Below are 24,539 nucleotides of genomic sequence, written 5' to 3' on the forward strand. Positions count from 1 at the left end.
CTGTTTCTAAAGGCGCAACTCAATACGCGTTGGCTGTTCGAAAAACGAATTATCACGCATACTCTGATATTGAACGAAAACCTTTTAAAAATGGGGTCTTTACTTGCCCAATAACGCCCCCATTGTTAAAGTGTGCGGATTACTCTTTAAATACCTACTATGCGCTAGTTAACGCCCACTACAGAGTGCATGGACCAGTTACAGGAATGAGCATTTCATGTTTAAAAAGCTTCGAGGCATGTTCTCTAACGATTTGTCTATCGACCTCGGAACAGCTAACACGCTGATCTACGTTAAAGATCAAGGAATTGTGTTGAATGAACCCTCTGTTGTCGCGATTCGTCAAGAGCGTGCAGCAGGTCCAAAAAGTGTTGCCTCTGTTGGTGCAGAAGCAAAACGAATGCTCGGTAGAACACCCGGTAACATAAAAGCGATACGCCCGATGAAAGACGGCGTAATTGCAGACTTCTACGTTACTGAAAAGATGCTCCAGCACTTTATTAAACAAGTACACGACAACAACTTCTTGCGCCCAAGCCCTCGTGTATTGGTATGCGTACCTTGTGGCTCCACTCAAGTAGAACGCCGGGCCATCAAAGAATCAGCGCTAGGCGCAGGGGCCAGAGAAGTCTTCCTTATCGATGAGCCAATGGCAGCAGCTATTGGTGCCGGATTACCTGTTTCAGAAGCGACAGGTTCAATGGTCGTAGATATTGGTGGTGGTACAACGGAAGTCGCAATCATTTCACTGAATGGTGTGGTGTATTCGTCATCTGTGCGCATCGGTGGTGATAAGTTTGATGAAGCAATCATCAATTACATTCGTCGTAACTTTGGTTCTTTGATCGGTGAGGCGACAGCCGAGCGAATCAAGCACGAAATTGGCGCAGCATACCCTGGTGAAGAGGTGCGTGAAATTGAAGTTCGCGGCCGCAACTTAGCTGAAGGTGTACCAAGAGGTTTCACACTCAACAGCAATGAAATTCTTGAAGCCTTGCAAGAACCACTGACAGGTATTGTCTCTGCTGTAATGGTTGCACTTGAGCAATCTCCACCAGAGTTGGCTTCTGATATTTCAGAACGAGGCATGGTATTGACCGGTGGTGGTGCACTGCTTAAAGATCTAGACCGCTTACTTATGGAAGAAACGGGAATTCCTGTAGTCATAGCCGATGATCCACTGACCTGTGTTGCACGGGGTGGTGGTAAAGCATTCGATATGATCGATATGCATGGCGGCGACCTGTTTAGCTACGACTAAAAATAGGGCAACGCAAGTTGCCCTATCTGTATCATGGATACTATTTTTACCCGCGGACCCTCTTTAAACAACCGACTTGTGCTAGCGGTAGCCATGTCGGTTTTGTTGATCTTTGTAGACCACAAATTAGACGGCTTTCAGTCAACGCGTGTTTTTATGAATTCACTGATGAGCCCTTTGCAGTATCTGGCAAATTTGCCCGGCGTTATGTTGAATTTGAGCGCGAATCGTTTGGCTTCACAAGAACAGCTAATCGAAGAAAATGAGCAACTCAAGAACAGTATTGTTTTGATGAGTGAGCGCTTACAACGCTTTGAGGTATTGCAAAATGAGAACGCTCAGTTGCGACGGTTGCTTGAAGCGCCAGTGAAAACACAAATGCGAAAACGCGTTGCTGAGTTAATGGCGGTCGACAACAACCCCTACAGCCAACAGATCGTAATCAATAAAGGGGCTATCGACGGCGTCTATTTATCTCAGCCCATCTTGGATGACAAAGGCATTGTGGGTCAGGTGATGGAAGTTGGGACCACTAACAGCCGAGTGTTACTTGTAACAGATTTGAATCACTCCGTACCAGTTCGAGCGTTGCGTAACAACATTCGTTTTATTGCATCGGGCAGCGGTGCGCTTGATGAGTTGTTGCTCGAACACGTCCCACACAGCGTCGATATTCGCGAGGGAGATTTACTGGTGTCGTCGGGATTGGGGCAAGTCTTCCCACAGGGCTACCCTGTAGCTCGGGTAAAACAAGTCATTCGTGACGAAGGCAGACCATTTGCTTATGTCAGTGCACAACCGCTGGCGCGTTTAGACCGGCTGAAGTATTTGTTATTGCTTTGGCCTGACGGTACAGAACAAACGACCGAAGAAGTGGAGGACGACAATGATTAAAGCGCGTCACTACACTGTGGTTTTGAGTATTCTTGGCGCCTTAGTGTTGCAGATTACACCGTTACCGGTTCAGGTTGATGTATATCGCCCCGATTGGGTGTTAATCGTTTTATCGTATTGGGCTATGGCGTTACCCCATCGGGTTAATGTCGGCATGGCATTTATAGCTGGCGTGGCAATGGACATCTTGTTGGGCACAACGTTAGGTGTGCACAGTTTGGCCCTGAGCATATCGGTCTACGTGCTGGCCGCTAACTATCAGCGCTTGAGAAACTATTCGGTGTGGCAACAAGCAATCATAATTGGGCTTGTGAGCGCGTTATATCATCTTGTTTTATTTTGGTTACAACGCTTATTGTTAGACATCCCTTTCCGATTGGATTATCTCTTACCCGTTGTTACTTCTATGGCTTTATGGCCATGGGTATTTTGGATGTTGCGTAAGATTCGCCGCCAACTTCGGATTACTTGATGCAAAAAACACTTTATCTCGCTTCTGGCTCTCCACGTCGCACCGAACTGTTAACTCAGTTGGGTATTGAGCACCGAGTCTTTCCTGTCGATATTGATGAAAGCCCCAACGAAGAGGAAGCGCCCTTAACACTTGTGCGTCGACTGGCTACACAAAAAGCCGAAGCGGCATTGTCGAGGCTGCCAGATTCCGCACGAGAGTTGGGAGTCATATTGGCCGCTGATACTTTGATTGCATTCGATGGGAAGCCACTGGGTAAACCCAAAGACCTTGCCGATTCAAAGGCCATCCTGTCGTCACTCTCGGGGCAGGAACACGAAGTCATTACCGCCATTTGCGTAGCGGACAGTTGCCGTGCGGTAACTGAGCACGTAGTGACAAAAGTCCAGTTTGCCAAATTGAATGAAAACGACATCGAGTCGTATTGGGCGTCTGGTGAACCGCAAGATAAAGCGGGAAGTTATGCTATACAGGGAATAGGCGGGCGTTTTGTCGTGTCTATTACAGGAAGTTACAGTTCAGTCGTTGGATTGCCATTGTTTGAAACTGAGCAATTGTTGTCATCATTTGGAGTGTCCGTGTGAGTGCAGAATTACTAATAAACGTTACCCCTTCAGAATCGCGAGTCGCACTGATTGAAAACGGTATCTTGCAAGAGATTCACGTAGAACGACATACCAAAAGAGGCTTAGTGGGGAATATCTATCGAGGTAAGGTCAGTCGAGTATTACCGGGTATGCAGGCTGCCTTCGTGGATATCGGTTTAGACAAGGCCGCTTTTTTGCACGCATCAGATATTGTCATTCACAACGAAATTGTCGAAGAAGTGAATACCAGCCAGATCGAAAAGCAGGATATTCGAGAGCTGGTTCGAGATGGTCAAGATATCGTGGTTCAAGTTGTCAAAGATCCCATTGGTACAAAGGGTGCACGTTTGACAACTGACATTACTATTCCCTCTCGCTATCTGGTGTTTATGCCAAGCGTGACTCATGTCGGTGTGTCACAACGCATAGAAGATGAACAAGAAAGAGAACGTTTAAAAGAACTGGTACAAGAGTTCTGTGACGAAAACGGTGGTTTTATTCTGCGGACAGCTGCTGAAGGAGTGCAAAAAAACGAGTTGGTGCAAGATGCCGCCTTTTTGAGACGCCTGTGGAACAAGATTCAATCTCGCATGAAAAAGCAGAAGTCCCATGTTTTATACGAAGACTTGCCATTAGCAAGGCGTGTACTCCGTGACTTTGTCGGGACGGAACTAGACCGAATTCGCATTGACTCCAACTTGTCCTATCAAGAGTTGCAGCATTTCACTAAAGAGTACGTACCTGAATTAAACAAAAAGCTTGAGTATTACAAAGGCGATCGCCCGATTTTCGACTTGTACGACGTAGAAAACGAGGGGCAGAGGGCGCTTGAAAGACGCGTAGACTTAAAATCAGGTGGCTATTTGATCATTGATCAAACAGAAGCGATGACGACTATCGACATCAATACGGGGGCGTTTGTTGGCCACCGAAATCTCGAAGAAACCATCTTCAATACCAATATCGAGGCAACCCTGGCTATCGCCAGACAACTTCGTCTGCGCAATCTCGGGGGGATGATCCTGATCGATTTCATCGATATGATTGAACCTGACCACAAAAGACGTGTCTTACATAGTCTAGAAGTCGCGACCAGTAAGGACAGAGCCAAAACGAATATTCATGGTTTTACGGCACTTGGTCTAATTGAAATGACGCGGAAGCGGACAAGGGAAAGCCTGGAACACATCTTGTGTGGCGAATGCCCAGTGTGTAAAGGGCGCGGGTCCGTGAAAACGATCGAAACGATTTGTTTTGAAATTATGCGTGAAATTGTACGAGTAAACCGTGCTTACGTGGCAGACAAGTTTGTTGTCTACGCTGCTCCTCCCGTAGCAGAAGCGTTGTTGGGAGAAGAGTCACATATGCTCGCTGAACTAGAGGTATTTGTCTCTAGGCAGATCAAGGTACAAACGGAACCACTGTATAACCAAGATAAATACGATGTGGTAATGATGTGAATAAAGCGGTTGGTGTGGCGACCTTTTTGGTCAAAAAGATTTGGTTCTTTTTGGCTGTTGCTCTGGTGTTATTTGCGTTGCTGCTCAGTGCTGCGCGTTATGCCTTGCCGCACCTTGAAACTAAAAAACAATACATCGAAAGCTACATTGAAGAGCAATATGGTGTAGCGCTAAGCATAGACAACATCCATGCTGTTTGGCTTAAAACCGGCCCAAGTATTGTTTTAAATGACGTGGCGATAGACAGCCTCGATACCTCTCCCGTCGCTCTTACGATTGATCAAGTTTACGTAGAAATTGATTTTTGGCGCTCGCTTTCTCAAGCGATGGTCAAGTCTCGGCGTTTTGATTTGAAAGGCTTGAGAGTTGATATCAACGCTACGCAACTGGAACAGCAACAAGGCTCTGGCGAATACCCGATAGTTGATGCGCTTGAAAGTCTTTTCCTGAATCAGCTTCAACGCTTTTCGTTGTCTGACAGTGAAGTGGCGATACACAAAGCAGACGGTGTTAGCGTTTTGGAATTAGAGTCGCTGCAATGGTCAAACCGTGGTGAGCGACACCAAGGTTTAGGTCAAATTCGCGCGCAAGAGCTAGCGAATAACTCGGCCTCTTTTATACTCGATCTGTATGGCGAAGGAGAGTTAACCCGCGGCACTTTCTATGCGCGAGGGCAAGAACTCGACGTATCGCCGTGGATAAGTGGTTTGCTGGAAACACCCATGCCTCTTATCGAGAGCCGAGCGAATGCCGAATTGTGGGTCTCGATTGAGAATGGCACCGTTAGCAATGTACAAGCGCTTTTGGGCGATAGCCGTTTGCAATGGGGTGACGATACGGCTGAGAGTTTGCAAACTCACGTTCGCCGAGGCGAATTTACCGCGTTGCCGGTAGATGGAGACTGGTTATTCAGAGTCGATGATTTAGTCGTTGAAACCAATAACCGCAGCTTAGTGACCGACTTTGTTGGTGCTTACACTCAAGGCAATGAGTTTGTTATCAATACTATCAAACCGATGGAAATTGCCCCGTTCGCTGCGTTTATGCCATTGTTCAGCGAAACCTTAACGCCCTCTGATGTCGATGCACTTCGCCCTTCAGGCGAATTGGCCATTTTCCAATTGCAATCTCGTCCACAAGGGGTGTCTCTAGCCGCAAAAGTGATTGATGTGGGTTGGCAACAAACCAATTTAACGCCAGGATTGGATGGTGTAGATCTTGATCTCTACTGGTATAAAAATCAGGGCAGTATCTCTCTTAGTGCGAATGACTCGAAATTAGATGTCGACCACTTACTTCCCGCTGATTTAAATGCAGTGAATGTGGCCGCTAACGCGTTTGTTTATCAGGAAAAGGGAGTTGAAGGGCAATGGGTGATACAAATCCCAGCGCTGTCTTTCAGCAGCGAACAGTTGTCTTTTCAATCGTCTGCGAGATATGAAACTGGCACGGCATTGTTGTCTATTGCCACGCAAATTGAGGGCTTCGATACCAAAAACGTAAAAAGTCTGCTCCCTGAACCATTAATGGGTAAACACACTACCGCCTTCTTGAATCGGGCCTTTAACGGTGCAGGGCGAGTGTCTTCAGCAAATTTGATATGGCAAGGCCAGCCCAGTGAATTCCCCTTTGCCGACAATCAGGGCATATTCCACGCTCAAGTTCACATCGATGACGCCGAATTCGTATTTTCGTCTCAGTGGCCTCAGTTAAGCCAACTTGAGCTACAGCTAGACTTTATCAATAACGACCTTTTTATGAAGAGTCCATCGGCCAAGCTCGAAGGCGTCGATGTATCTAAGATGTCTGCGCATATTATGCAGCTGTCCAATGCGCAAGAAGTGGTGATTGATGCGTACGGGCAAACAACAGGGCGAGCGTTAACAGACTTGATGCTACAAAGTAGTTTGTCTCGGACCTTGGGTGATGTACTGGACAAAGGTGTACTTATTGACGGCAACATTGCCTCAACGTTAAACCTACAGATCCCTCTGACTGACAACGACGTGGTGGCCAAAGGCACAGCGTCTTTACTCGGTAGTCGAGTGACAGTTCCCGCCATTGATATGGTTTTTGACAATGCTCAGGGCAGCGTTTCTTTTGTTAACGAAACGATTAGTGCATCGGGCTTGAGTGCAAGCTTGTTATCTCAAGCTGTGGTGTTGGATCTCTTTTCAGAGCAACAAGGCAGTGAATATGTATTGAATGCCAAGCTGAATGGTGACTGGCTAATTGAACCCCTAGTCAATCGATTTAACCCTGAGTACTTGTCTTATATCAACGGCAGTGCGCAGTGGAGTGCAGATGTTGACGTTAGCTTTATCGGTAAAGACGTCGACTATTCAGCACAAATCACATCTAGTTTAACTGGATTGTCCTCTTCTCTGCCCGCGCCATTTAACAAGTTAGCCGATGATGAAATGGCGTTAAGATTGACCAGCGAAGGCAACCGTCAAGCGTCGACTATTATGGCAAGGTTAGGCAATGACGTGCGCTTTGATGGCATACTGCCCCATCAAGAGCGTCAATTTTCTCGGGCGCATTTAGCCCTGGGTGATTCTGAGTTAGTAGGATTAGGTACTGGCTTCAGTATTTCCGCAAATGTGGACAATTTGTTCGTCGAGGATTGGTACAAAGCGATTGAGTTACTGGTGGGTGGCTTGGGTGAAAGCCAACAAACGCCAATCTTTTCGGTACCCGAGCGAATATTTATCGATGCCGAACACCTAGTGTTGTTTGAACAAACCCTTGACGATGTGTCGATTACCGCCAAGCAGCTGAATAAAAACTGGCTGTTAGATATCGCTTCTGATCAAGCCAGGGCGTCGGTGAATCTCTATGACCAATGGCTTTCAAGAGGCATCGAAATCGAAGCCGATTTCATTCAATTAAATGACTGGAAACAGGCTGACCGGTCTTTTGAGCATGATTGGGATCACGCAAAACTACCGCCAATCTATTTCCATTGCAGCCAGTGTACGCTGTTTAATCGCGACTTGGGTGAAGTGACGGTAGATGTGGCTAAATCTGATCTGGGTATGACGATTCGCCGGTTGGAAGCAAAATCCAATGATGGCCATTTAAGTGCTGCGGGCACATGGGCGATTGAAAACGGCGACTCGCTAACCAACATCAAAGGGCGTGTAGATAGCCCAGATATTGGCCGGTTACTCGAGAACTATGGCATAAATTCTGGTATCAAAGATTCTGAAGCGGAACTGACTTTTGAATTGAGTTGGCCAGATTCGCCGATGGATTTTGCTTTCGATTCCGTCGATGGAGAAGCCAAATGGTCGTTAACTGATGGTTACTTGTCTGAACTCAGTGATCAGGGGTCGAGAATCTTTACCCTGTTTAGCCTTAATTCTCTTGTGAGAAAGCTCAGCCTTGATTTTCGCGACGTCTTTGCGAAAGGCTTTTTCTATGACGGTATGAAAGGCACGATTCAAATTCACGATGGATTAGCGGTTACCGATGATACCGAAATCGACGGCGGAGCGGGCGAGATTGAAATTGTGGGCTATACCAACCTTATCGATCAAACTCTTGATTACAATGTCAGTTTTGCGCCGAATGTAACGGGCAATTTGCCTATATTGGTATACTTTGCAGTCAACCCTCCAACGGCGTTGGCAGCCTTAGCCATTGACCAAATGCTGACTTCGGCGAAGGTAATTTCCAATGTTAATTACCGCGTTACGGGGCCAATCAGTGAGCCGAGTATCGAAGAAGTTGGCCGTGATAGTAAAGACATAGAGCTGCCCGCGCGAGTTGCGCCAGAATCTGAGCCAGAAATACCTGTGACAGATGAGGATTTAACACCATTAAAAGTAGAGATTATCGATGGTTAACCTAGTCGCAATACAACTGACCTCTAGTCCTAATGTTGCAGAGAATTTAGCTCAAGTCGAATATCAACTCTCACAGTTAGATACCAGCCAGCCTACACTCGTTACCTTGCCTGAGTGCGTTGCATGTTTTCCGGATAAAGACGGACAGTTGCTTTCAATAGCAGAATCACTGGGGCACGGTCCAATCCAAGACGCGTTTCGGGCAATGGCAAAGCGATACAATTGTTATCTAGTGGCAGGTACTGTGCCACTGAAAACACAAAGTGACAGCCACTTTAGTGCATCCTCGCTATTGATATCACCTGAAGGTGAAATTTTAGCTGAATACCAGAAGATCCATTTATTTGACGTTTCGGTTGCCGATTCAACTAAGCATTATCTAGAATCAAAGTACACGAAAGCTGGTGAGTCAGTAGTAACGGTAGAAACGCCCATCGGTAAAATTGGCATGTCAGTATGTTATGATGTGCGCTTTTCTGGCTTGTATGGTGCCATGGGTGATGTAGATATTATCGTTGTCCCTGCGGCCTTCACTAAAGTGACAGGCGAAGCGCACTGGCATACATTGCTACGTGCGAGAGCCATAGAAAAACAAGCATATGTAGTGGGTGCTAATCAATCAGGCCTGCATGACAACAACAGAGAAACCTTTGGGCACAGTTTAATTTACTCGCCTTGGGGCAAAAAACTGGCTGAGTTACCGGAAAATGTCGGTAGTTGCAGTGCGCAAGTATCCATAGATGAACGCAAAGCGCTGCAGCAACGTATGCCAGTACAACAACATAATCAATTCAGGAGCAGTTTTGTCAAATCCAGTTGAAACCCGATTACTCGCAGAATCAGGTCTTGATCGCGATGCACTCGCATCTACTTTCGGTGTTATCCATCAACACAAAATTGATTATGCTGACCTGTATTTTCAATCGAGCCAGCATGAAAGTTGGGTGCTGGAAGATGGGATCATCAAAGAGGGAAGCTACAACATAGAGCGGGGCGTAGGTGTACGCGCTATCAGTGGCGAAAAAACGGGTTTTGCCTACTCGGATGATATTAATCTAGATGCACTGACAAAAGCCGCGAAAGCCGCGAGAACTATTTCATCGTCAGGTGGCAAAGTTGCAGTAACACCAGCAAACCCTCTCACTCCAAAGCCCCTGTATTCGAGTGAAAACCCCATTCAAGCAATGGAAGATGCAGAAAAAATAGCATTGCTTAAATCAGTGGATGCATATATTCGTGCCAAAGAGCCCAACGCCAATCAAGTTGTGGTTAGCCTTAGCGGAGTTTACGAGGAAGTACTGATCGCGGCCAGTGATGGCACGTTTGCAACCGATATACGTCCACTAGTCCGTTTGAACTGTTCAGTGTTGATTGAAAAAGACGGGCGAAGAGAGCGAGGTAGTGCGGGAGCGGGAGGTCGTCATGCCTACCAGTTTTTCGCTTCACAAGAGTCTGGGCAACCTTTTTATGAGGCGCTAGCTGATGACGCGCTTCACATGGCAAGAGTGAATTTAGAAGCCATCGCTTCGCCCGCTGGGCTGATGCCTGTCGTGTTGGGTAATGGCTGGCCTGGCGTGCTTCTGCATGAGGCGGTGGGTCATGGCCTAGAGGGTGACTTTAACCGTAAAGGGGCGTCCACATTCAGTGGTCGTATTGGTCAGCAAGTAGCGGCTAAAGGCGTTACCGTTATTGATGATGGCACAATAGAAAATCGCCGTGGTTCGCTCTCTGTTGACGATGAAGGCACGCCCACACAGAAAAATGTTCTCATCGAGGACGGAATTTTAACCGGCTACATGCAAGACAAAATGAATGCAGGGTTGATGGGCGTTAAGCCGACAGGTAACGGGCGCAGAGAGTCATACGCTCACCTTCCGATGCCAAGGATGACCAATACTTACATGCTGGCGGGTGAACATAGCCAAGAAGAAATTATCTCGACGATCGAAAAAGGTATTTTTGCGCCAAATTTTGCAGGCGGCCAAGTTGATATTACATCTGGCAAGTTTGTTTTCTCAAGTGCCGAGGCTTATCTGATTGAGAATGGGAAAATAACGGCCCCAGTAAAAGGTGCGACTCTCATTGGGAACGGCCCAGAAGTCATGCAGAAGATATCGATGATCGGTAATGACCTAGCGCTAGACAAAGGCGTGGGGGTATGCGGCAAAGATGGCCAGAGCGTGCCAGTCGGTGTCGGCCAACCTACTCTTAAAATTGATGAACTCACCGTAGGTGGAACAGCCTAATGAAAAAGCCGGCAAGTGCCGGCTTTTTTGATCTTAGATTTGGTGCTTTTTCCTTTTTAGTTTTACGCATTCCCAACTAGCCTATGGTCACAACATGGCTACCCCTTGCCTGCCGTTTTAGAACAAAAACGCTAATCCCGCGCCCTTGTTTGTACACGACCCATCCCCCATATTCATTTGATGGCTATGCTCAAACCCGTAAAAGGACGTCACATATGGAAATAACACTTAGGGATGTTACAAAAGACAACTGGCTAGACATGATTGAATTGGAAATTTCCAAAGAGCAGGAAAACTATGTCGCGCTGCCATCTGAGGCTATTGCCGCCTCGAAGTTCTATGAACACTACATCAATCAAGGTATTTACTTAGGTGATACGCCTGTAGGTTTTATTCAATACTACCCTAACCTCGATGATAACAAGCCTCACGAGATATTTATCGATCAGTTAATCATAGATTTGAATTACCAAGGCATGGGCTATGGTACAAAAGCAACAGAGCTTGCCATCTCAAAAATTAAATCGTTGAAAGGGTTTAATGCTATTTCTATCTGTTATGTAGAGGGCCATGATGTCATGAAACGTTTTTTCGAACGGTTTGGCTTTGCAGTTGTTGAACAAGATGAGTTTGATGAAACCATTATGGAGTTGCATTACGCTTAATCGCGCCTTTGCCAGTTCATCGAAAGATGAACGTTAAATCAAAAATTTTATGTTGTTAAAGCTAGCGCTGAGTACGTCTTGGTTACCTACGCCATTTTAATCCGAGCGTTATGCTTTATTGGCTAGTACTAATTGAACTCGGTGACGACTTAGATCTACCGACGACACTATCGTTTCGATGCGATCTCCTATCTGGTATTGGTCCGGTGTATTTTCACTTAGCAATAACGCGTGACAAAAATAAGTAATTTCGACGAAGTAACCATAGTCTGTTATACCAACAACGGGGGCAAAAAAGTGGTCTCCTACTTGAGGGGGCTTGTCCCATGGATTACCACCAAGTAAAGCTTGCCTTAACGAAATGCTGTAAGCGTTCCCTGAGATAGCAGTAACTTTTACGCGAATTCTTTGTCCGATTTTTACATATTCCGAGCTATCTAACGCTCTGGGTTTCCAGGTTAACTCAGTGGCTTGTAGCGTAGCCGGGCGACCTTCGTAATCAACTTTTACAAATCCTGGATTTACCGCAGTAACTAAAACTTCAATAATCTGGTCGACTTCCATATGAGAAATGACTCCTCGGATTGATGTTTGATAGACGCATTATGCATTGTTCTACTTGGTGAAAATAGTTTGATCGAACTTTTACCTCTAACTACTATAGCCAGCGCTGAACTGGGAATGGCAAAGAATTTGTAGCCCCTGCAAAAGAACTCTCAAACTAGTAAAACACAAAGACAAAAAAGGAAGTTGTATGGAAGCCAATTTTGATGTTTCGGGCAAAGAGTTCAAAATCGTATTTTCTATCTTTGGGATAGAGAAATATTACTATGATGGGCGACTTCTCCTTCGCCGTTGGAGTTTCAAATTCAAAGACAGGTCGCGTTTTGAAGTTGGTGGTTGTGTAGTAGAGATAGATGTATCTATGACACATAAAAGTTTTTCGACGCAGGCTTTTGTAAACAATGAACTAGCTGTAGAAGAATTGTTTCCTGAATTTAAAACAAGAGTAGAGACTTCCAATCCAAAGACGAATAATCGCAGTCTATTGGTTAACTTTGTACTTTGGCTAGTCCTATCTATCGTGCTTTTGTCTTTGTTTCAGTGGTTTAAATAGCGCTAATCAAGGATGTGAGTGGTATAGCGGGTCAGGTAATATTGTCGGCGCCTAGAGCTCCAAATCTTTTATTGGGAGCTCGGTTTTCATATATAGTCCGTTGGGGTATATTCACGAACCTACATGACTAAATCACAAAAAAGGAGCCTAGGATGGGCGGCATTAGTATCTTTCAACTATTGATGGTTTTTGTCATTTTCGGCAGTTTTCTTCTTATCCCTCTTCTACTTACATTGTTTTCTAAACGAGCTCGCGGAGCGCAGAAAGCCGGTTGGGTAATTTTAGTGATCTGTACGTCTTGGATTGGTTACGCGGTTTTCTTAATTTTATCGCCTCTTGTGTCTACCTCCGAACGGCAATAAGTAAGCATCTCCCTTCGCTGCAACAGCGCATAGATTTAGGCGCATCACCACATGCGCCCCCATTGATTGTATTGTCGATTATTCGTGAATGGTGTCTTTTAAGTACTGAAACAATTCTCGGAATGCTTTTGGTGGGGCATTCTTTTCCCGTTCCTTTTTGATTTGGCGATGAAATTGACGTAATTTTTGCCTATCGAGGTCAGGGTGCTTTTCAAGTAGTGCTTGAATAGCTGAGTCTCCCTCATTGATCACACTTTCTCTCGCTTTCTCAAGGGCATGAAATGCTGCATTTTGCTGCTGATGTTTGTGCGTGATTTTGTCCAATGCAATTTGAATGGGCTCAACGTCTCGCTGTCGCATCAGTTTACCGATGAACTGCAATTGACGGCGAAAGCCATCTTTTTTACGGCTGATTCTTCTGGCAATGGCGATGGCATCTTCTAGCTCTTCATCCAACGGTATTGTTGCTAGATGCGCGTCGGTTAGCCCTACAAGGGTTTCGCCTAGCTTTTGCAGAGCTTCAGACATTTTTTTCAATTCGGTTTTACTGACAAATTCAATTTCGTCGTCAAAATTGGGATCTTCACCCATATATTCGTTTGGGTCACTCATTTCGGACTCATAAATGTTACACTTGGATTAAGCGTAATTATGACAGACTGACTTAAATAGCGAAACTCACTATGCAAATCGATGAGCAATTAGCAGAAATTCAGAACAAGGTAGACGATGTTCTTAAGCTAGCAGTAGCTAAAGGTGCCACGCAAGCGGAAGCAAGCATGTCAAAAGTGCAAGGCATTGCCATTTCATCGCGCATGAAAGATGTAGAGAACGTTGAGTTTACCAATGATGGTGGGCTGGGCATTAGTGTATATGTAGGTAAACACAAAGGCAGTGCATCTACCGCGGACCTCAGTCAGGCAGCACTGACCTTAGCAGTAGAAAAAGCCGTCGACATTGCACGTTACACCAGTGAAGACGAATGCACAGGCCTAGCTGACGCAGACTTAATGGCCACTTCGTTTCCTGATTTAGATTTGTATCACCCGATCGAATTGGATGCGGAACAAGGCTTAAAAATGGCCATTGAAGCAGAGACCGCAGCAATGGATCTAGATGATCGCATTGTTAATTCCGATGGGGCGTCATACAACGCGAACATGGGGATGCGGGTTTACGGCAATACCCATGGCATCAATGCGGGTTATCCGAGTAGCCGCTACAGCCTGAGCTGTATGATGATTGGTGCACAAGGCGATGATATGCAGCGAGACTATGCGTATACCATAAGTCGAAAGCTAGAGGGATTAACATCCCCAACGCAGGTAGGCCGAGATGCCGCTGAAGCGACAGTCGCGAGGTTAGGCGCACAGAAAATCAAAACAGGTACCATGCCTGTCATCTTGCACCGTGATATCGCCTCTAGTCTATTTGGACACCTTGTGAGTGCAATCAGTGGTGGTAGCTTGTACCGCCGTTCGAGTTTCCTACTCGACAGCCTCGGTGAACAACTTTTCCCGGAGTGGCTCAATATCGAAGAGCGTCCCCATATTTTGGGTGGCCTTGCCAGTTCGAGCTTTGACAATGAGGGCGTTGCAACGTCTGACTTAACCGTTATAGATCAAGGCAAGCTTGCGTCGTATTTGTACACCAGCTATTCAGCGAGAAAACTTGGTACTGTGACCAATGGTCATGCTGGCGGTATTCACAATTGGCAGGTGTCTGATACTGGCCAAGACGATGCAGAATTATTGCGTGCCATGGGAACGGGTCTACTGGTGACTGAACTAATGGGGCAAGGTGTGAACACTGTCACAGGTGATTATTCTCGCGGTGCTGCTGGTTTCTGGGTAGAAAACGGTGTGATTCAATATCCGGTTCACGAAATTACTATTGCTAGTACCTTGCAAGAAATGTTTCGCAATGTTGTGGCTATCGGTGCTGTGAAAGACAAACGTGGTAGCGTAGAAACAGGTTCGATACTTATCGAAAACATGAAGATTGCTGGTGAGTAAGTCAACAGGTTGAATTCACATAAAAAAACGCGGCTTAAGCCGCGTTTTTTATTGCTACTTGTGATTAGTTATCAACCGAACCACAGAAGCGGTAACCTTCACCGTGAATGGTGACAATCAACTCTTCATCATTCGGCTCTGATTCAAAGTGTTTACGGATACGACGGATAGTGACGTCAACCGTACGGTCGTTAGGACGCAATTCACGGCCTGTCATTTCCATAATGAGTTGCTCACGAGTAAGAATTTTACCCGGATTGCTCAAGAATAAATGTAGCGCACGGAATTCACTGCGAGGCAATCTGAACTCATTGCCACTAGGCGCAATCAATGAACGACTATCACCGTCTAGCGTCCAGCCATTGAAACTAACACGTGACGGCAAGTCATCGTCTTCCGTTGAGCTGGTGGTGCGAGACAATAAGTTGCGCGCACGAATCGTTAATTCGCGTGGGTTAAACGGTTTAGTAAGGTAATCATCAGCACCGATTTCAAGGCCAAGGATGCGGTCGACGTCATTGTCGCGACCGGTTAAGAAAATCAGACCGACATTTTTGCGGTCTCTGACTTCTCTGGCGAGGATCAGACCGTTCTTACCTGGAAGGTTGATATCCATGATAACAAGGTTGATTGTGTGATTTTCGAAAAAATCATGCATCTGATCGCCGTTTTCTGCTTCGAAGACATTATAGCCTTCAGCTTCAAATAAGCTCTTTAGCGTGGTTCTTGTTACCACTTCATCTTCTACTATTAGTACATTTGGCGTCTGCATGTGTTCCACACTCTAATTACAATCTGTTTATCGGTCTATCATGTAAATTTTAATAGTCGCTATCGCGTTTGCAAGCGTTAATCGAATATTTCGTTAGTCTACGGTATAAGGCTTTGACTGCAAAATTCAAGGACTTATTGAACTAATTTTAGTGATTTCTGCGATTTATTGGCAATTACGGGGAATACAATCACAAATTCCACGCCATTGCCTTCCTCACTCGTGAGTGAGATGGAGCCATTTAAGCCCTGTGTTACTAGGTTATACACCAAGTGCATGCCCAACCCAGAGCCACCTTGCCCCCGTTTTGTCGTTACAAACGGATCGAAAATCCGTTTGCGAATTTCCTCTGGGATACCCTTACCGTTATCGCGATAAACAATTTTGAGTTTATTCGCTGGCATAAGTTCCGCAATAATATCAATCTTGCCGTGCTCAACCCCTTCAAAGCCATGAATGATTGAATTCATAATCAGGTTGATCAAGATTTGGTTGATGGGGCCGGCTTTGGTTTCGACCATCAATTTAGGGTCGCATTCCACATTGATGTCATGTTCCACTTTTTTGAGCCGTGGGCGCAAAGACAACAGAATTTCATTAACCAATTGGGGAAAGACAAAGGTTCGGCTGGTTTCAGACGATTGGTCCACCGCTACTTGTTTGAAGCTAGAAATGAGTTCAGCCGCGCGGTTTAAGTTGCGGTAGATAATGTTAAGGTTTTCTTGGCTCTCAACAATGAATTTTTTCATCGCACTGGCTTTCAGTGTTTTGTTCTCGAAGTCTTTTTGAATTACCGCTAAACGGTCTAACATCATGGTAGATGCAGTCACACCAAGGCCGATAGGGGTGTTAACTTCATGTGCTACACCGGCAACCATATCCCCCAGTGATGCCATCTTTTCGTTTTGGACAATTTGGCGCTGGAATTGGTGCAGTTTCTCGAGTGTTTGAATTAGTTCTTGGTTAGCGTCTTTCAACGCCAGTGTGCGCTGACTAACCATATCTTCCAAGCTCGCATTTAATTTGCGATGCTGTTCTTCTGCCGCTTGTTGTTTCTGCATGTATTCTTGAATACGGCTCAGCATCACGTTTACCGCTTCAGACAGTATGCCCAGCTCGCGGATGCTTGAGAATTCAGCTCTTGCCGAGTAATCGCGATGGCGCGATGTGCGTTGCAAGAAACCAGCGAGGTACTCTATTGGGCTAGTGACAATACGCTGCAGGCGCAGGGCCAGTAGAAAGCTCACGATCATCATCACGAACATCACTGACAAGTTAAGCAAAATTGATTCACCTACCAATTTGTTGAAGCTATCGGCTGACGCCCTGAGGTAGATATAACCGACTTCACTGTCGTCGAAGGTTAGCGGGCGAGCGATTTCTACAACGTCATTGGTAATTTTAGGCCGCAACAGTTTACTGAAACTACCGGTTTTACTCTCAACCGGCGGGTTACCAGTTTGGTTGTAGCTAGCGAAATACTGCATGTTGCCTTGTTCATCTTTGCGGTAGAGATGAACATTCGTCACCATGGGCGCAGAGGTTAAGCTGTTGAGCTTGTTTTCGGCACCATATGGGTCATCCGAGTGAATATACTCCGCGGTGTTCGATCCCATTAGCGACGCCAGTGTTTGTACATCTGTCATCAGATCTTCCCGATACGTCTGTATTTGGGAATACATGGAAAGGCTGGAAGAGAAAACGAGAGTGATAGTAGCTATGGCCATTACTACCCAGAGGAACAAACTGCGAATGGAAAGTCTTACCATCGGATTGGCCATAATAGTTGTTTTAGCCTGCCTTCTCTGTAGTTGATTGTCTAATATTGGCCTAATCCAGACAAAAAGAAAAGCAATGCGTTTAGCGGGGTACTAAACGCATTTGTTTTATCCGGTAATAGACTCGTATAACGATAAGTATTCCTGAGCAGATTTTTCCCACGTAAACCGCGTATTCATACCACGCATCTGCATTTCTCTGAATGCCGGTGGGTTTTCGTAGTAGAACAGCAATGCGCGCCGAATACAGGCTAACAAGGCCGAAGGTAAAGGCTCGTCAAACACGAAACCCGTCGCAGTGTTTGGGTTATCCTCTAAATCAATGACGGTATCTTTAAGACCACCCACAGAGCGAACAATTGGCATAGTGCCATAGGCCAAGCTGTACATTTGATTCAGGCCACACGGCTCAAACTGAGATGGCATGAGGAAAAAGTCAGCACCGGCTTCGACAAGGTGAGCATGTTCAATGCTAAAGCCATTGATAAACGCAAATTGCGCAGGGTGGTTAGCAGCGTACTCTCCCAAATCCATACATACTTTTGGATCGCCCGTACCGACGATGACAATCTGTAGGTTATGTGACATCAGGTTATCAAGGATGGGCAGAATATAACCAAAACCCTTTTGTTCGGTTAAGCGACAAACCATGCCAATAACAGGCACATTGGGCGCCAGAGGCAAACCCGATTTAAGCTGCAGCGCTGATTTACACGCTTGTTTACCTTGAACATCGTCGCTGTTGTAGTTTGCTGGCAGGTAATCGTCGGTTTTCGGATTCCACTGAGTGTAATCACAACCGTTAAGAATACCGCTTAGGTCATTGGCCCGAGTTACCAAGCGATCATGGAGCCCGTGGCTACCTAAATCGGTTAGTAACTCTTGTGCATAGTTCGGGCTTACCGTGGTAATTTTGGTGGCGTACTCAATCCCGCTTTGCAGCATATTGATGTAACCGCCGTGCACTTGCCCCAATATTGCTGGGTGATGACGTAAAAAAGGAATGTCTTGCAGCTGGTGGACACCCTGAAATGCCGCATTATGGATAGTAAAGACCGTTTTCGTGTCAGCGAAAAAGCCAGATTTTTCATGCACCATTAAAAACGGCAGCAAAGCCGTGTGCCAATCGTGGCAATGAATTACATCGGGCTGCAAGCTCACTGCTTGTAATGCACTCAGAACACAACCGCTAAAAAAGCTAAAACGTTCACCGTTATCGTGGTACGCCTCATAGCCATTGGTGTATAGACCATCGCGGTCGAAGTACTCGGGATAATCGATAAAAAGAATGTCTAAGCCGTGCCAGTGTAGCTGCTTGATGCTGTAGTGATAAACTTTGCCCTCGGAAAAAAGGGTTTGAGGGCCACAGGCATCGGCGAGCTTGTACTTTTGTGCAATCTCACGGTAGTAAGGCATGACCATAGTCACGTTGTGACCAAGTGCTTTCAGCGCAATAGGAAGCGCTTTACCCACGTCGGCCAACCCGCCAGTCTTTACGATGTCTTCAACTTCAGAAATAGCAAAAACGATATTCATTTTGGATACTTGCCCTTGGAATTATTCTTGCCTAAAGAACGAAAAGTTACGTTACCACACAAGCACGCAAGCTGGCTATTAACGGGAAGTTAAATAAACCGAAAATTTCGTGTCTTGTGCCAGCGTGTTGAAATCATTGAAAGACTCAGACAGCAACCCAGGGTAAGGCAAGAAGCGATTTGCAACCATATACATGCTCGCGCCAGATTTCATCAAAGACGGGCTGCGACGAACAAATGCTTCGGTAATGCTGTAATCGGTTTTTACGCCAGTGTGAAACGGAGGGTTGGTCACAATGGTATCGAATTTTTCTTCTATGCCGCTCAGTCCATTCGCTGCGATTAAGGTGGCGTGATGGCCATTGTCATTCACAGACAATGCTGTGCAATACAAGGCGAGCGCGCTCACATCTGACAGCGTCAGATTAACATGGGGAAACTGGCTAACAATATAACTGCCGATGACACCTGCACCACAGGCAAAATCGAGCACACTACCGCGAAACGAGGTAGGGAGTTTTTCCAGCAGCAATTTTGTACCTGCGTCCAATTCTCCATGGCTAAACACACCCGGGAGAGAGGACACTTCCCATTCGGCACCATTGAGCTCATAGTTGGCACTTTTGAGCCATTTTATTGGATCGAACAAAGGAACTTGAGCGGTAACTTGGCAACACAGCAAGCTACAATGTCGTGCAGAATCGAGTTTTTGTACCGGACCGTATTGCTCGAGTAATTTCCCTGCGCTCTTGATGCCCCCTTTGTTTTCACCAACCAAATACAGTCGACCATCTAAGGTAAGCATACACGCCGCCATCGCCAACAGCATTTGCGTGTGCGGCTTAGACTTGGGCATATAGATCACGATGTCGGTATATTGCGGTGCAGACAGCAAAAAGGGAGCAAACACATGGGTGTGCTTACCCATTGTGACCGTCTCTTCAAAGCCATTCGCGCGACTGATTAAATCGCGGCTATCCAGCTTGAGTGCTGACGTAGTTCGAACCGACTGACTAAATACATCATAGTACTGATGCATTATGGTCAGCGCAGTGTCTTTTTGAGCGCGAAGGAATAGCGAGTCAGCAGGGTTAATGACGAGGCACTTTCCACTGCTGAGTATGTCTATATTACGCTCTAATAGCTGGCTTTGAGGGCTTAAGCTCATTCAACGCGCTCGTATATCAAATCCCAAACGCCATGGCCTAATTTCTGGCCTCGAGTTTCGAATTTTGTAATCGGGCGATAATCAGGACGCGGCACAAAGTGACCTTCAGACGCGGTATTGGTGAAGCCTGGGGCTTCACTCATGTTATCCGCCATGGATTCTGCGTAAGGCTCCCAATCAGTGGCCATGTGGAAGGTACCACCAATTTCTAGCTTTTGACGAACCAGTTCGATGAATTCTGGTTGTACAATTCGACGCTTGTGGTGGCGCTTTTTGTGCCACGGGTCTGGGAAGTACAGCTGAACACGATGAAGGCTTTTGTCTTGTAACATGTTTTTCAAGACGTCTACGGCGTCGTATTCCATTAGCTTGATATTGGTAAGAGATTGCTCGCCGGCTTCGCCGATACAAGATCCTACGCCTGGTTTATGAACTTCAATGCCCAAGAAGTTAAGCTCCGGTGCGGCGCCAGCCATTTCTACCAGAGATTTGCCCATGCCAAAACCAATTTCAAGCACGGTAGGCGCTTGTCGGCCATACACCTCATTGAGATCGATGGCATGGTCTTGATATTCAATACCCATAGTTGGCCAATATGTTTCTAGCGATTTGGCCTGACCTTTAGTTAGGCGCCCTTCGCGTTTCACATAACTCTTAACTTTACTGATGTAGACGCCTGCAGCTTCCGCTTCGGCCTGGCTATTAAATCGACCCATAAACCTTATCTAGTACTAAAAATGATTAAAAAAGCTGCGGCATTATGCCCAGTCAAAGCCATAATGCAACTTTACTCGATTATTTTAAGCAAAAATAACGGGATTTGCTCGAGTTCCCACTATTTTAACGCAGACAACGCTGCTGTCACCGCACTTGGGTTTTCCAAGGTCATCATGTGCGCCGCGTTTTCTATGACCGTCAGACGAGCGTTATTCATTTGGCTGTGTGCTTCTTTCACACTGGACAACGGCGCTATAGCGTCGCTTGACGAACCAATAAAATGAATGGGAAAACGTACCTTGGCCAGCGAGTTGAGCAGGTTCTTCCTCGGTGTCGTACTCGCAATATGGGCTTTTAATGTGGTTGCACCCAAGTCTTCGGCCATTTGTGCTACCACCTTGCCTATTTGTTCATCAACGATATTACTGTCCAAAACATAAGGTGCGATAAAACTGTCGCTGTGAGGTTTGAAGTTCGCTTTGGACAAAGTTTGCAACAATACTTTGCGTTTCTTTTCTTCTCGCTGTGTTAACCCTTGTGGTGCATAGCCTATTAAGGTCAGCGAAGCGACGTTGTTTGAGTGGTTTAATGCCCACTGCGTTGCCACATAGCCACCCATAGAAAACCCGACAAGGTGAACTTTTTCATCCGGCAGTACCCTGTCGTTAGTCAGCGATATCATGTCTTCAAATGAGCCCGCCCATTGCAAGGGTACGTATCGCCGTTGAGACAAATTGAGTTGTTGCCAAACAGGTAACCATACTCGTTCGTCACATAAGGTACCGGGAAAAAATAGTGTTGGATGGGCCAAGAGGATTGATACTCATAATAATTTTGAACGTATGAGATGGTATCATAGCAACAACAGTAATACAGAATAGCAATTATATGTCTCAGAGCTTTTCCCAGCGCGCGTTGGCGTGGTTCGACGCGCACGGCCGAAAACACTTGCCTTGGCAGCAGCAAGTTACGCCATATGGTGTTTGGGTATCAGAAATAATGCTGCAGCAAACCCAAGTGACCACAGTTATTGGTTACTACGAAAGATTCATGGAAAAATTTCCAACGGTATCAGCGTTGGCCGAGGCACCACAGGATGACGTGCTGCATTTGTGGACGGGGCTCGGTTACTACGCGAGAGCGAGGAACCTTCACAAAGCAGCTCGAGTTATCGTGGAACAACACAACGGTGAGTTTCCTACGGATATCAATGATGTCATCGCGCTGCCTGGAATAGGGAGGTCAACCGCAGGGGCAGTATTGTCTCTCTCCCTTGGGCAAGTTCATCCAATATTAGACGGCAACGTTAAACGAGTGTTAGCGCGTCATGAGGCCATTGCGGGTTGGCCCGGGCAAAAGAAAGTCGAACAGCAACTATGGGATGCCGCCCAGAAATACACGCCAACATCCCGCTGTCATCACTATACTCAGGTGATGATGGATTTAGGCGCCATGGTATGTACCAGAGGTAAACCCAAGTGCGATGAGTGCCCAGTTCAACAAACTTGCCTCGCTTATGCCCAAGGTACGCAGGCTGATTTCCCGGGGAAGAAACCGAAAAAGGCATTACCAGAAAGATCGGTAGAGATGTTGGTTTTGTTTTCTCAAGGACGGATCATGTTGAAACAGCGACCGCAGCAGGGTATCTGGGGAGGACTATGGGGGTTTTTAGAATTTGAATCGACAGCCGACGGCAATGGCTGGTTGGCTCGTCAGGGGCTATCAGAGGCCGACGTCAGAGCGTTACCCGCATTTCGCCATACATTTAGCCATTTTCATTTGGATATTTCCCCGCGTTTAGTCATGCTGGAGCGCCCACCAACCAATGTGATGGAGGACAATCAACAATGGTTCGACATCAATAACATTGACGTAGGTACTTCCACACCGACGCAAAAAATCATCAAATCTATTGTACAGATGCTGTAAACTAGCCCCATGATTGTGGAAACACAAAGAGGATATCACCAGTGAGTAGAACCGTATTTTGTCAGCGCCTACAAAAAGAGGCAGATGGCTTGGATTTTCAACTTTATCCAGGAGAGTTGGGCAAGCGTATCTTTGACAATATCTCAAAAGAAGCGTTTGCCGATTGGCAAAAAAAGCAAACCATGCTGATCAATGAGCACAAACTCAATATGATGGACCCCACGGCCAGAGCATTTTTGGAACAACAGATGTCGGCATACCTGTTTGAAGGAAAAGAGCCAACAATTGAAGGCTATGTTCCGCCAAATAAGTGAAAATTTCGACAGTTTGATTAAAACCTGTCCACTTGGAAAAAATTCTCACAAAAGTTGTTGACTTAGTAACGAGAAATCCGTTTAATACGCACCCACAGCGCAACGGGGTTTAACTCCAAAAACGCTAATCAGATTTGCCCAGATAGCTCAGTTGGTAGAGCAGCGGATTGAAAATCCGCGTGTCGGTGGTTCGATCCCGCCTCTGGGCACCATTACTTAGAAGCCTCGCATAAGCGGGGCTTTTTTGTTTCTGCTGTCGAATTTACTGCTCTGGCTGAAAAGACCGACACGCGATGCGTATCGGTGCCGGTCACCGTGAGTCACGATCCCGCCTCTGGGCACCATTACTTAGAAGCCTCGCATAAGCGGGGCTTTTTTGTTTCTGCTCTCGAATTTACTGCTTTAGCTGAAAAGACCGACACGCGATGCGTATCGGTGCCGGTCACCGTGAGTTGCGATCCTGCCTCTGGGCACTATTACTTAGAAGCCTCGCATAAGCAGGGCTTTTTTGTTTCTGCTCTAGAATTTACTGTTCTAGCTGAAAAGGCCGACACGCGATGCGTATCGGTGCCGGTCACCGTGAGTTGCGGCTAATTAGACTGTAACCACTTCTCGTCTATCCATCCGCCAGTGATTTGTAGTGGTTTTTGGCTGCCCATTTCGCTGACCCAATACACTATGGCGTAGCGCGGTGCTTCGATGGCGGGTTTCTCTACGGGAAGTTGCCAGGTACCAGTGTTGCTGATGGTTTGGTTGAAATCCAGCACGACGAAATCTTGCTTGAGCTGCTTACGGGCGTTTTCTCCACGTTTTACGTATGTCGATAAGCCTACGCCCAATATTGCGCTATTCAGCACCAATCGTTTGTTTTGGCTTTCCGTATTACGGTAACTTACACTGGCATTGTCTCGGTCAATAGTCGCGATAAGTTTACCCTGTCGTGGTTGGGGTTTAGGGAGTGTTTTTCCGTGAAACCAACCGCGCCATTCATGACCGTTAATCATTAATCCCGGTGTATAAACTGACTTACTCAAGCCTTGTTGTTTGTATGTTCTTTGGCGCCAAGAAAATTCGCCGCTGGCAAACGGGTCAGGCCAGCCTAGTTGGTCCCAATAGTCCACGTGAAACGCCATTGGAAAGTACTCACTCCACAAGCCGGAGTGTTTTTCCCATTTGTTTAACCAGCGCTCTGCTGGGGGGCAGCTACTGCACCCTTGAGAGGTGAAAAGTTCTATCTGCAAAGACTGTTCTGACGATTCGAATTGTACGCTTTCCTGTGCAGATGCCACGGATAACAGTGAAGAAAAAACCACAACGCCAAGTATTCTGTACCACATAATGCTTCCTCGATAACGCTTTACCTGATGAGTGTGGCAAAGGATTATCACAACAAGGT

Annotated in this window: 22 protein-coding genes and 1 tRNA gene; 14 read left to right on the forward strand and 9 right to left on the reverse strand. The window is 46.3% G+C overall.

What is annotated here, in order from left to right:
- Positions 1-217 precede the first annotated feature (217 nt).
- The 9 genes from AC27G9_RS17595 to AC27G9_RS17635 all read left to right on the forward strand — a co-directional run bounded on the left by AC27G9_RS17595 (position 218) and on the right by AC27G9_RS17635 (position 11,436).
- Entirely contained in the window at positions 218-1,261 is a 1,044-nt protein-coding gene (locus AC27G9_RS17595; protein WP_487075789.1) for a rod shape-determining protein, read from the forward strand.
- Between the two features lie 33 nt (positions 1,262-1,294).
- Entirely contained in the window at positions 1,295-2,155 is an 861-nt protein-coding gene (gene mreC, locus AC27G9_RS17600; protein WP_487075790.1) for a rod shape-determining protein MreC, read from the forward strand.
- Entirely contained in the window at positions 2,148-2,627 is a 480-nt protein-coding gene (gene mreD / locus AC27G9_RS17605; protein WP_487075791.1) for a rod shape-determining protein MreD, read from the forward strand. Before mreC ends, mreD begins: the two co-directional genes overlap by 8 nt.
- Entirely contained in the window at positions 2,627-3,211 is a 585-nt protein-coding gene (locus tag AC27G9_RS17610; RefSeq protein WP_487075792.1) for a Maf family protein, read from the forward strand. Before mreD ends, AC27G9_RS17610 begins: the two co-directional genes overlap by 1 nt.
- Positions 3,208-4,674 (forward strand): ribonuclease G, encoded by a 1,467-nt coding sequence (rng, locus tag AC27G9_RS17615; protein WP_487075793.1) that lies wholly within the window; start codon positions 3,208-3,210, stop codon positions 4,672-4,674. The genes AC27G9_RS17610 and rng overlap by 4 nt, the downstream gene beginning before the upstream one ends.
- Positions 4,671-8,525 (forward strand): YhdP family protein, encoded by a 3,855-nt coding sequence (locus AC27G9_RS17620; RefSeq protein ID WP_487075794.1) that lies wholly within the window; start codon positions 4,671-4,673, stop codon positions 8,523-8,525. The genes rng and AC27G9_RS17620 overlap by 4 nt, the downstream gene beginning before the upstream one ends.
- A complete protein-coding gene (locus AC27G9_RS17625) occupies positions 8,518-9,345 on the forward strand; it encodes a carbon-nitrogen hydrolase family protein (protein WP_487075795.1) in 828 nt (275 codons plus the stop codon). The genes AC27G9_RS17620 and AC27G9_RS17625 overlap by 8 nt, the downstream gene beginning before the upstream one ends.
- Complete coding sequence (gene tldD, locus AC27G9_RS17630) at positions 9,329-10,771, forward strand: metalloprotease TldD (RefSeq protein WP_487075796.1); 1,443 nt, start codon at positions 9,329-9,331, stop codon at positions 10,769-10,771. The genes AC27G9_RS17625 and tldD overlap by 17 nt, the downstream gene beginning before the upstream one ends.
- A 215-nt stretch (positions 10,772-10,986) precedes the next feature.
- On the forward strand, positions 10,987-11,436 hold the full coding sequence (locus tag AC27G9_RS17635; protein WP_487075797.1) for a GNAT family N-acetyltransferase: 450 nt from the start codon (positions 10,987-10,989) through the stop codon (positions 11,434-11,436).
- A gap of 108 nt (positions 11,437-11,544) precedes the next feature.
- Here AC27G9_RS17635 and AC27G9_RS17640 read toward each other — a convergent pair whose 3' ends face one another.
- Positions 11,545-12,000 carry a S1 RNA-binding domain-containing protein gene (locus tag AC27G9_RS17640; RefSeq protein ID WP_487075798.1) on the reverse strand — a complete coding sequence of 152 codons (456 nt, stop codon included), beginning with the start codon at positions 11,998-12,000 and terminating at the stop codon, positions 11,545-11,547.
- 190 nt (positions 12,001-12,190) lie between these two features.
- On the opposite strand from AC27G9_RS17640, the gene AC27G9_RS17645 reads away from it, so the two are divergent.
- Complete coding sequence (locus AC27G9_RS17645) at positions 12,191-12,553, forward strand: hypothetical protein (RefSeq protein ID WP_487075799.1); 363 nt, start codon at positions 12,191-12,193, stop codon at positions 12,551-12,553.
- Positions 12,554-12,993: 440 nt separating this feature from the next.
- Here AC27G9_RS17645 and yjgA read toward each other — a convergent pair whose 3' ends face one another.
- Complete coding sequence (gene yjgA / locus AC27G9_RS17650; protein ID WP_487075800.1) at positions 12,994-13,527, reverse strand: ribosome biogenesis factor YjgA; 534 nt, start codon at positions 13,525-13,527, stop codon at positions 12,994-12,996.
- A 71-nt stretch (positions 13,528-13,598) separates the two neighbouring features.
- On the opposite strand from yjgA, the gene pmbA reads away from it, so the two are divergent.
- A complete protein-coding gene (gene pmbA, locus AC27G9_RS17655) occupies positions 13,599-14,930 on the forward strand; it encodes a metalloprotease PmbA (RefSeq protein WP_487075801.1) in 1,332 nt (443 codons plus the stop codon).
- 64 nt (positions 14,931-14,994) lie between these two features.
- On the opposite strand, the gene arcA is transcribed toward pmbA, so the two are convergent.
- From arcA to AC27G9_RS17685, 6 genes are all read right to left on the reverse strand, one after another.
- Positions 14,995-15,702, reverse strand: a complete 708-nt coding sequence (arcA, locus tag AC27G9_RS17660; RefSeq protein ID WP_487075802.1) for a two-component system response regulator ArcA — start codon at positions 15,700-15,702, stop codon at positions 14,995-14,997.
- 134 nt (positions 15,703-15,836) lie between these two features.
- Positions 15,837-17,483, reverse strand: a complete 1,647-nt coding sequence (locus AC27G9_RS17665; protein ID WP_487075803.1) for a sensor histidine kinase — start codon at positions 17,481-17,483, stop codon at positions 15,837-15,839.
- 105 nt (positions 17,484-17,588) lie between these two features.
- Positions 17,589-19,016: a glycogen synthase GlgA gene (gene glgA / locus AC27G9_RS17670; protein WP_487075804.1), complete on the reverse strand. Its 1,428-nt coding sequence runs from the start codon at positions 19,014-19,016 to the stop codon at positions 17,589-17,591.
- Between the two features lie 78 nt (positions 19,017-19,094).
- On the reverse strand, positions 19,095-20,183 hold the full coding sequence (locus tag AC27G9_RS17675; RefSeq protein ID WP_487075805.1) for a methyltransferase: 1,089 nt from the start codon (positions 20,181-20,183) through the stop codon (positions 19,095-19,097).
- The gene (trmB, locus tag AC27G9_RS17680; RefSeq protein ID WP_487075806.1) at positions 20,180-20,899 is read right to left on the reverse strand and encodes a tRNA (guanosine(46)-N7)-methyltransferase TrmB; all 720 of its coding nucleotides are present in this window, start codon (positions 20,897-20,899) and stop codon (positions 20,180-20,182) included. Before trmB ends, AC27G9_RS17675 begins: the two co-directional genes overlap by 4 nt.
- A 119-nt stretch (positions 20,900-21,018) precedes the next feature.
- Positions 21,019-21,711 carry an alpha/beta fold hydrolase gene (locus AC27G9_RS17685; RefSeq protein WP_487075807.1) on the reverse strand — a complete coding sequence of 231 codons (693 nt, stop codon included), beginning with the start codon at positions 21,709-21,711 and terminating at the stop codon, positions 21,019-21,021.
- Positions 21,712-21,788: 77 nt separating this feature from the next.
- On the opposite strand from AC27G9_RS17685, the gene mutY reads away from it, so the two are divergent.
- From mutY to AC27G9_RS17700, 3 genes are all read left to right on the forward strand, one after another.
- Positions 21,789-22,829 carry an A/G-specific adenine glycosylase gene (mutY, locus tag AC27G9_RS17690; RefSeq protein ID WP_487075808.1) on the forward strand — a complete coding sequence of 347 codons (1,041 nt, stop codon included), beginning with the start codon at positions 21,789-21,791 and terminating at the stop codon, positions 22,827-22,829.
- Between the two features lie 41 nt (positions 22,830-22,870).
- Positions 22,871-23,143, forward strand: coding sequence for an oxidative damage protection protein (locus AC27G9_RS17695; RefSeq protein ID WP_487075809.1), 273 nt, complete (start codon positions 22,871-22,873; stop codon positions 23,141-23,143).
- 136 nt (positions 23,144-23,279) lie between these two features.
- Positions 23,280-23,355 (forward strand) — tRNA-Phe (locus AC27G9_RS17700).
- Positions 23,356-23,733: 378 nt separating this feature from the next.
- On the opposite strand, the gene AC27G9_RS17705 is transcribed toward AC27G9_RS17700, so the two are convergent.
- The gene (locus tag AC27G9_RS17705) at positions 23,734-24,480 is read right to left on the reverse strand and encodes a DUF1223 domain-containing protein (protein WP_487075810.1); all 747 of its coding nucleotides are present in this window, start codon (positions 24,478-24,480) and stop codon (positions 23,734-23,736) included.
- Positions 24,481-24,539: the final 59 nt, after the last annotated feature.

The organism is Alteromonas sp. 5NS40-0096 (assembly GCF_057544385.1).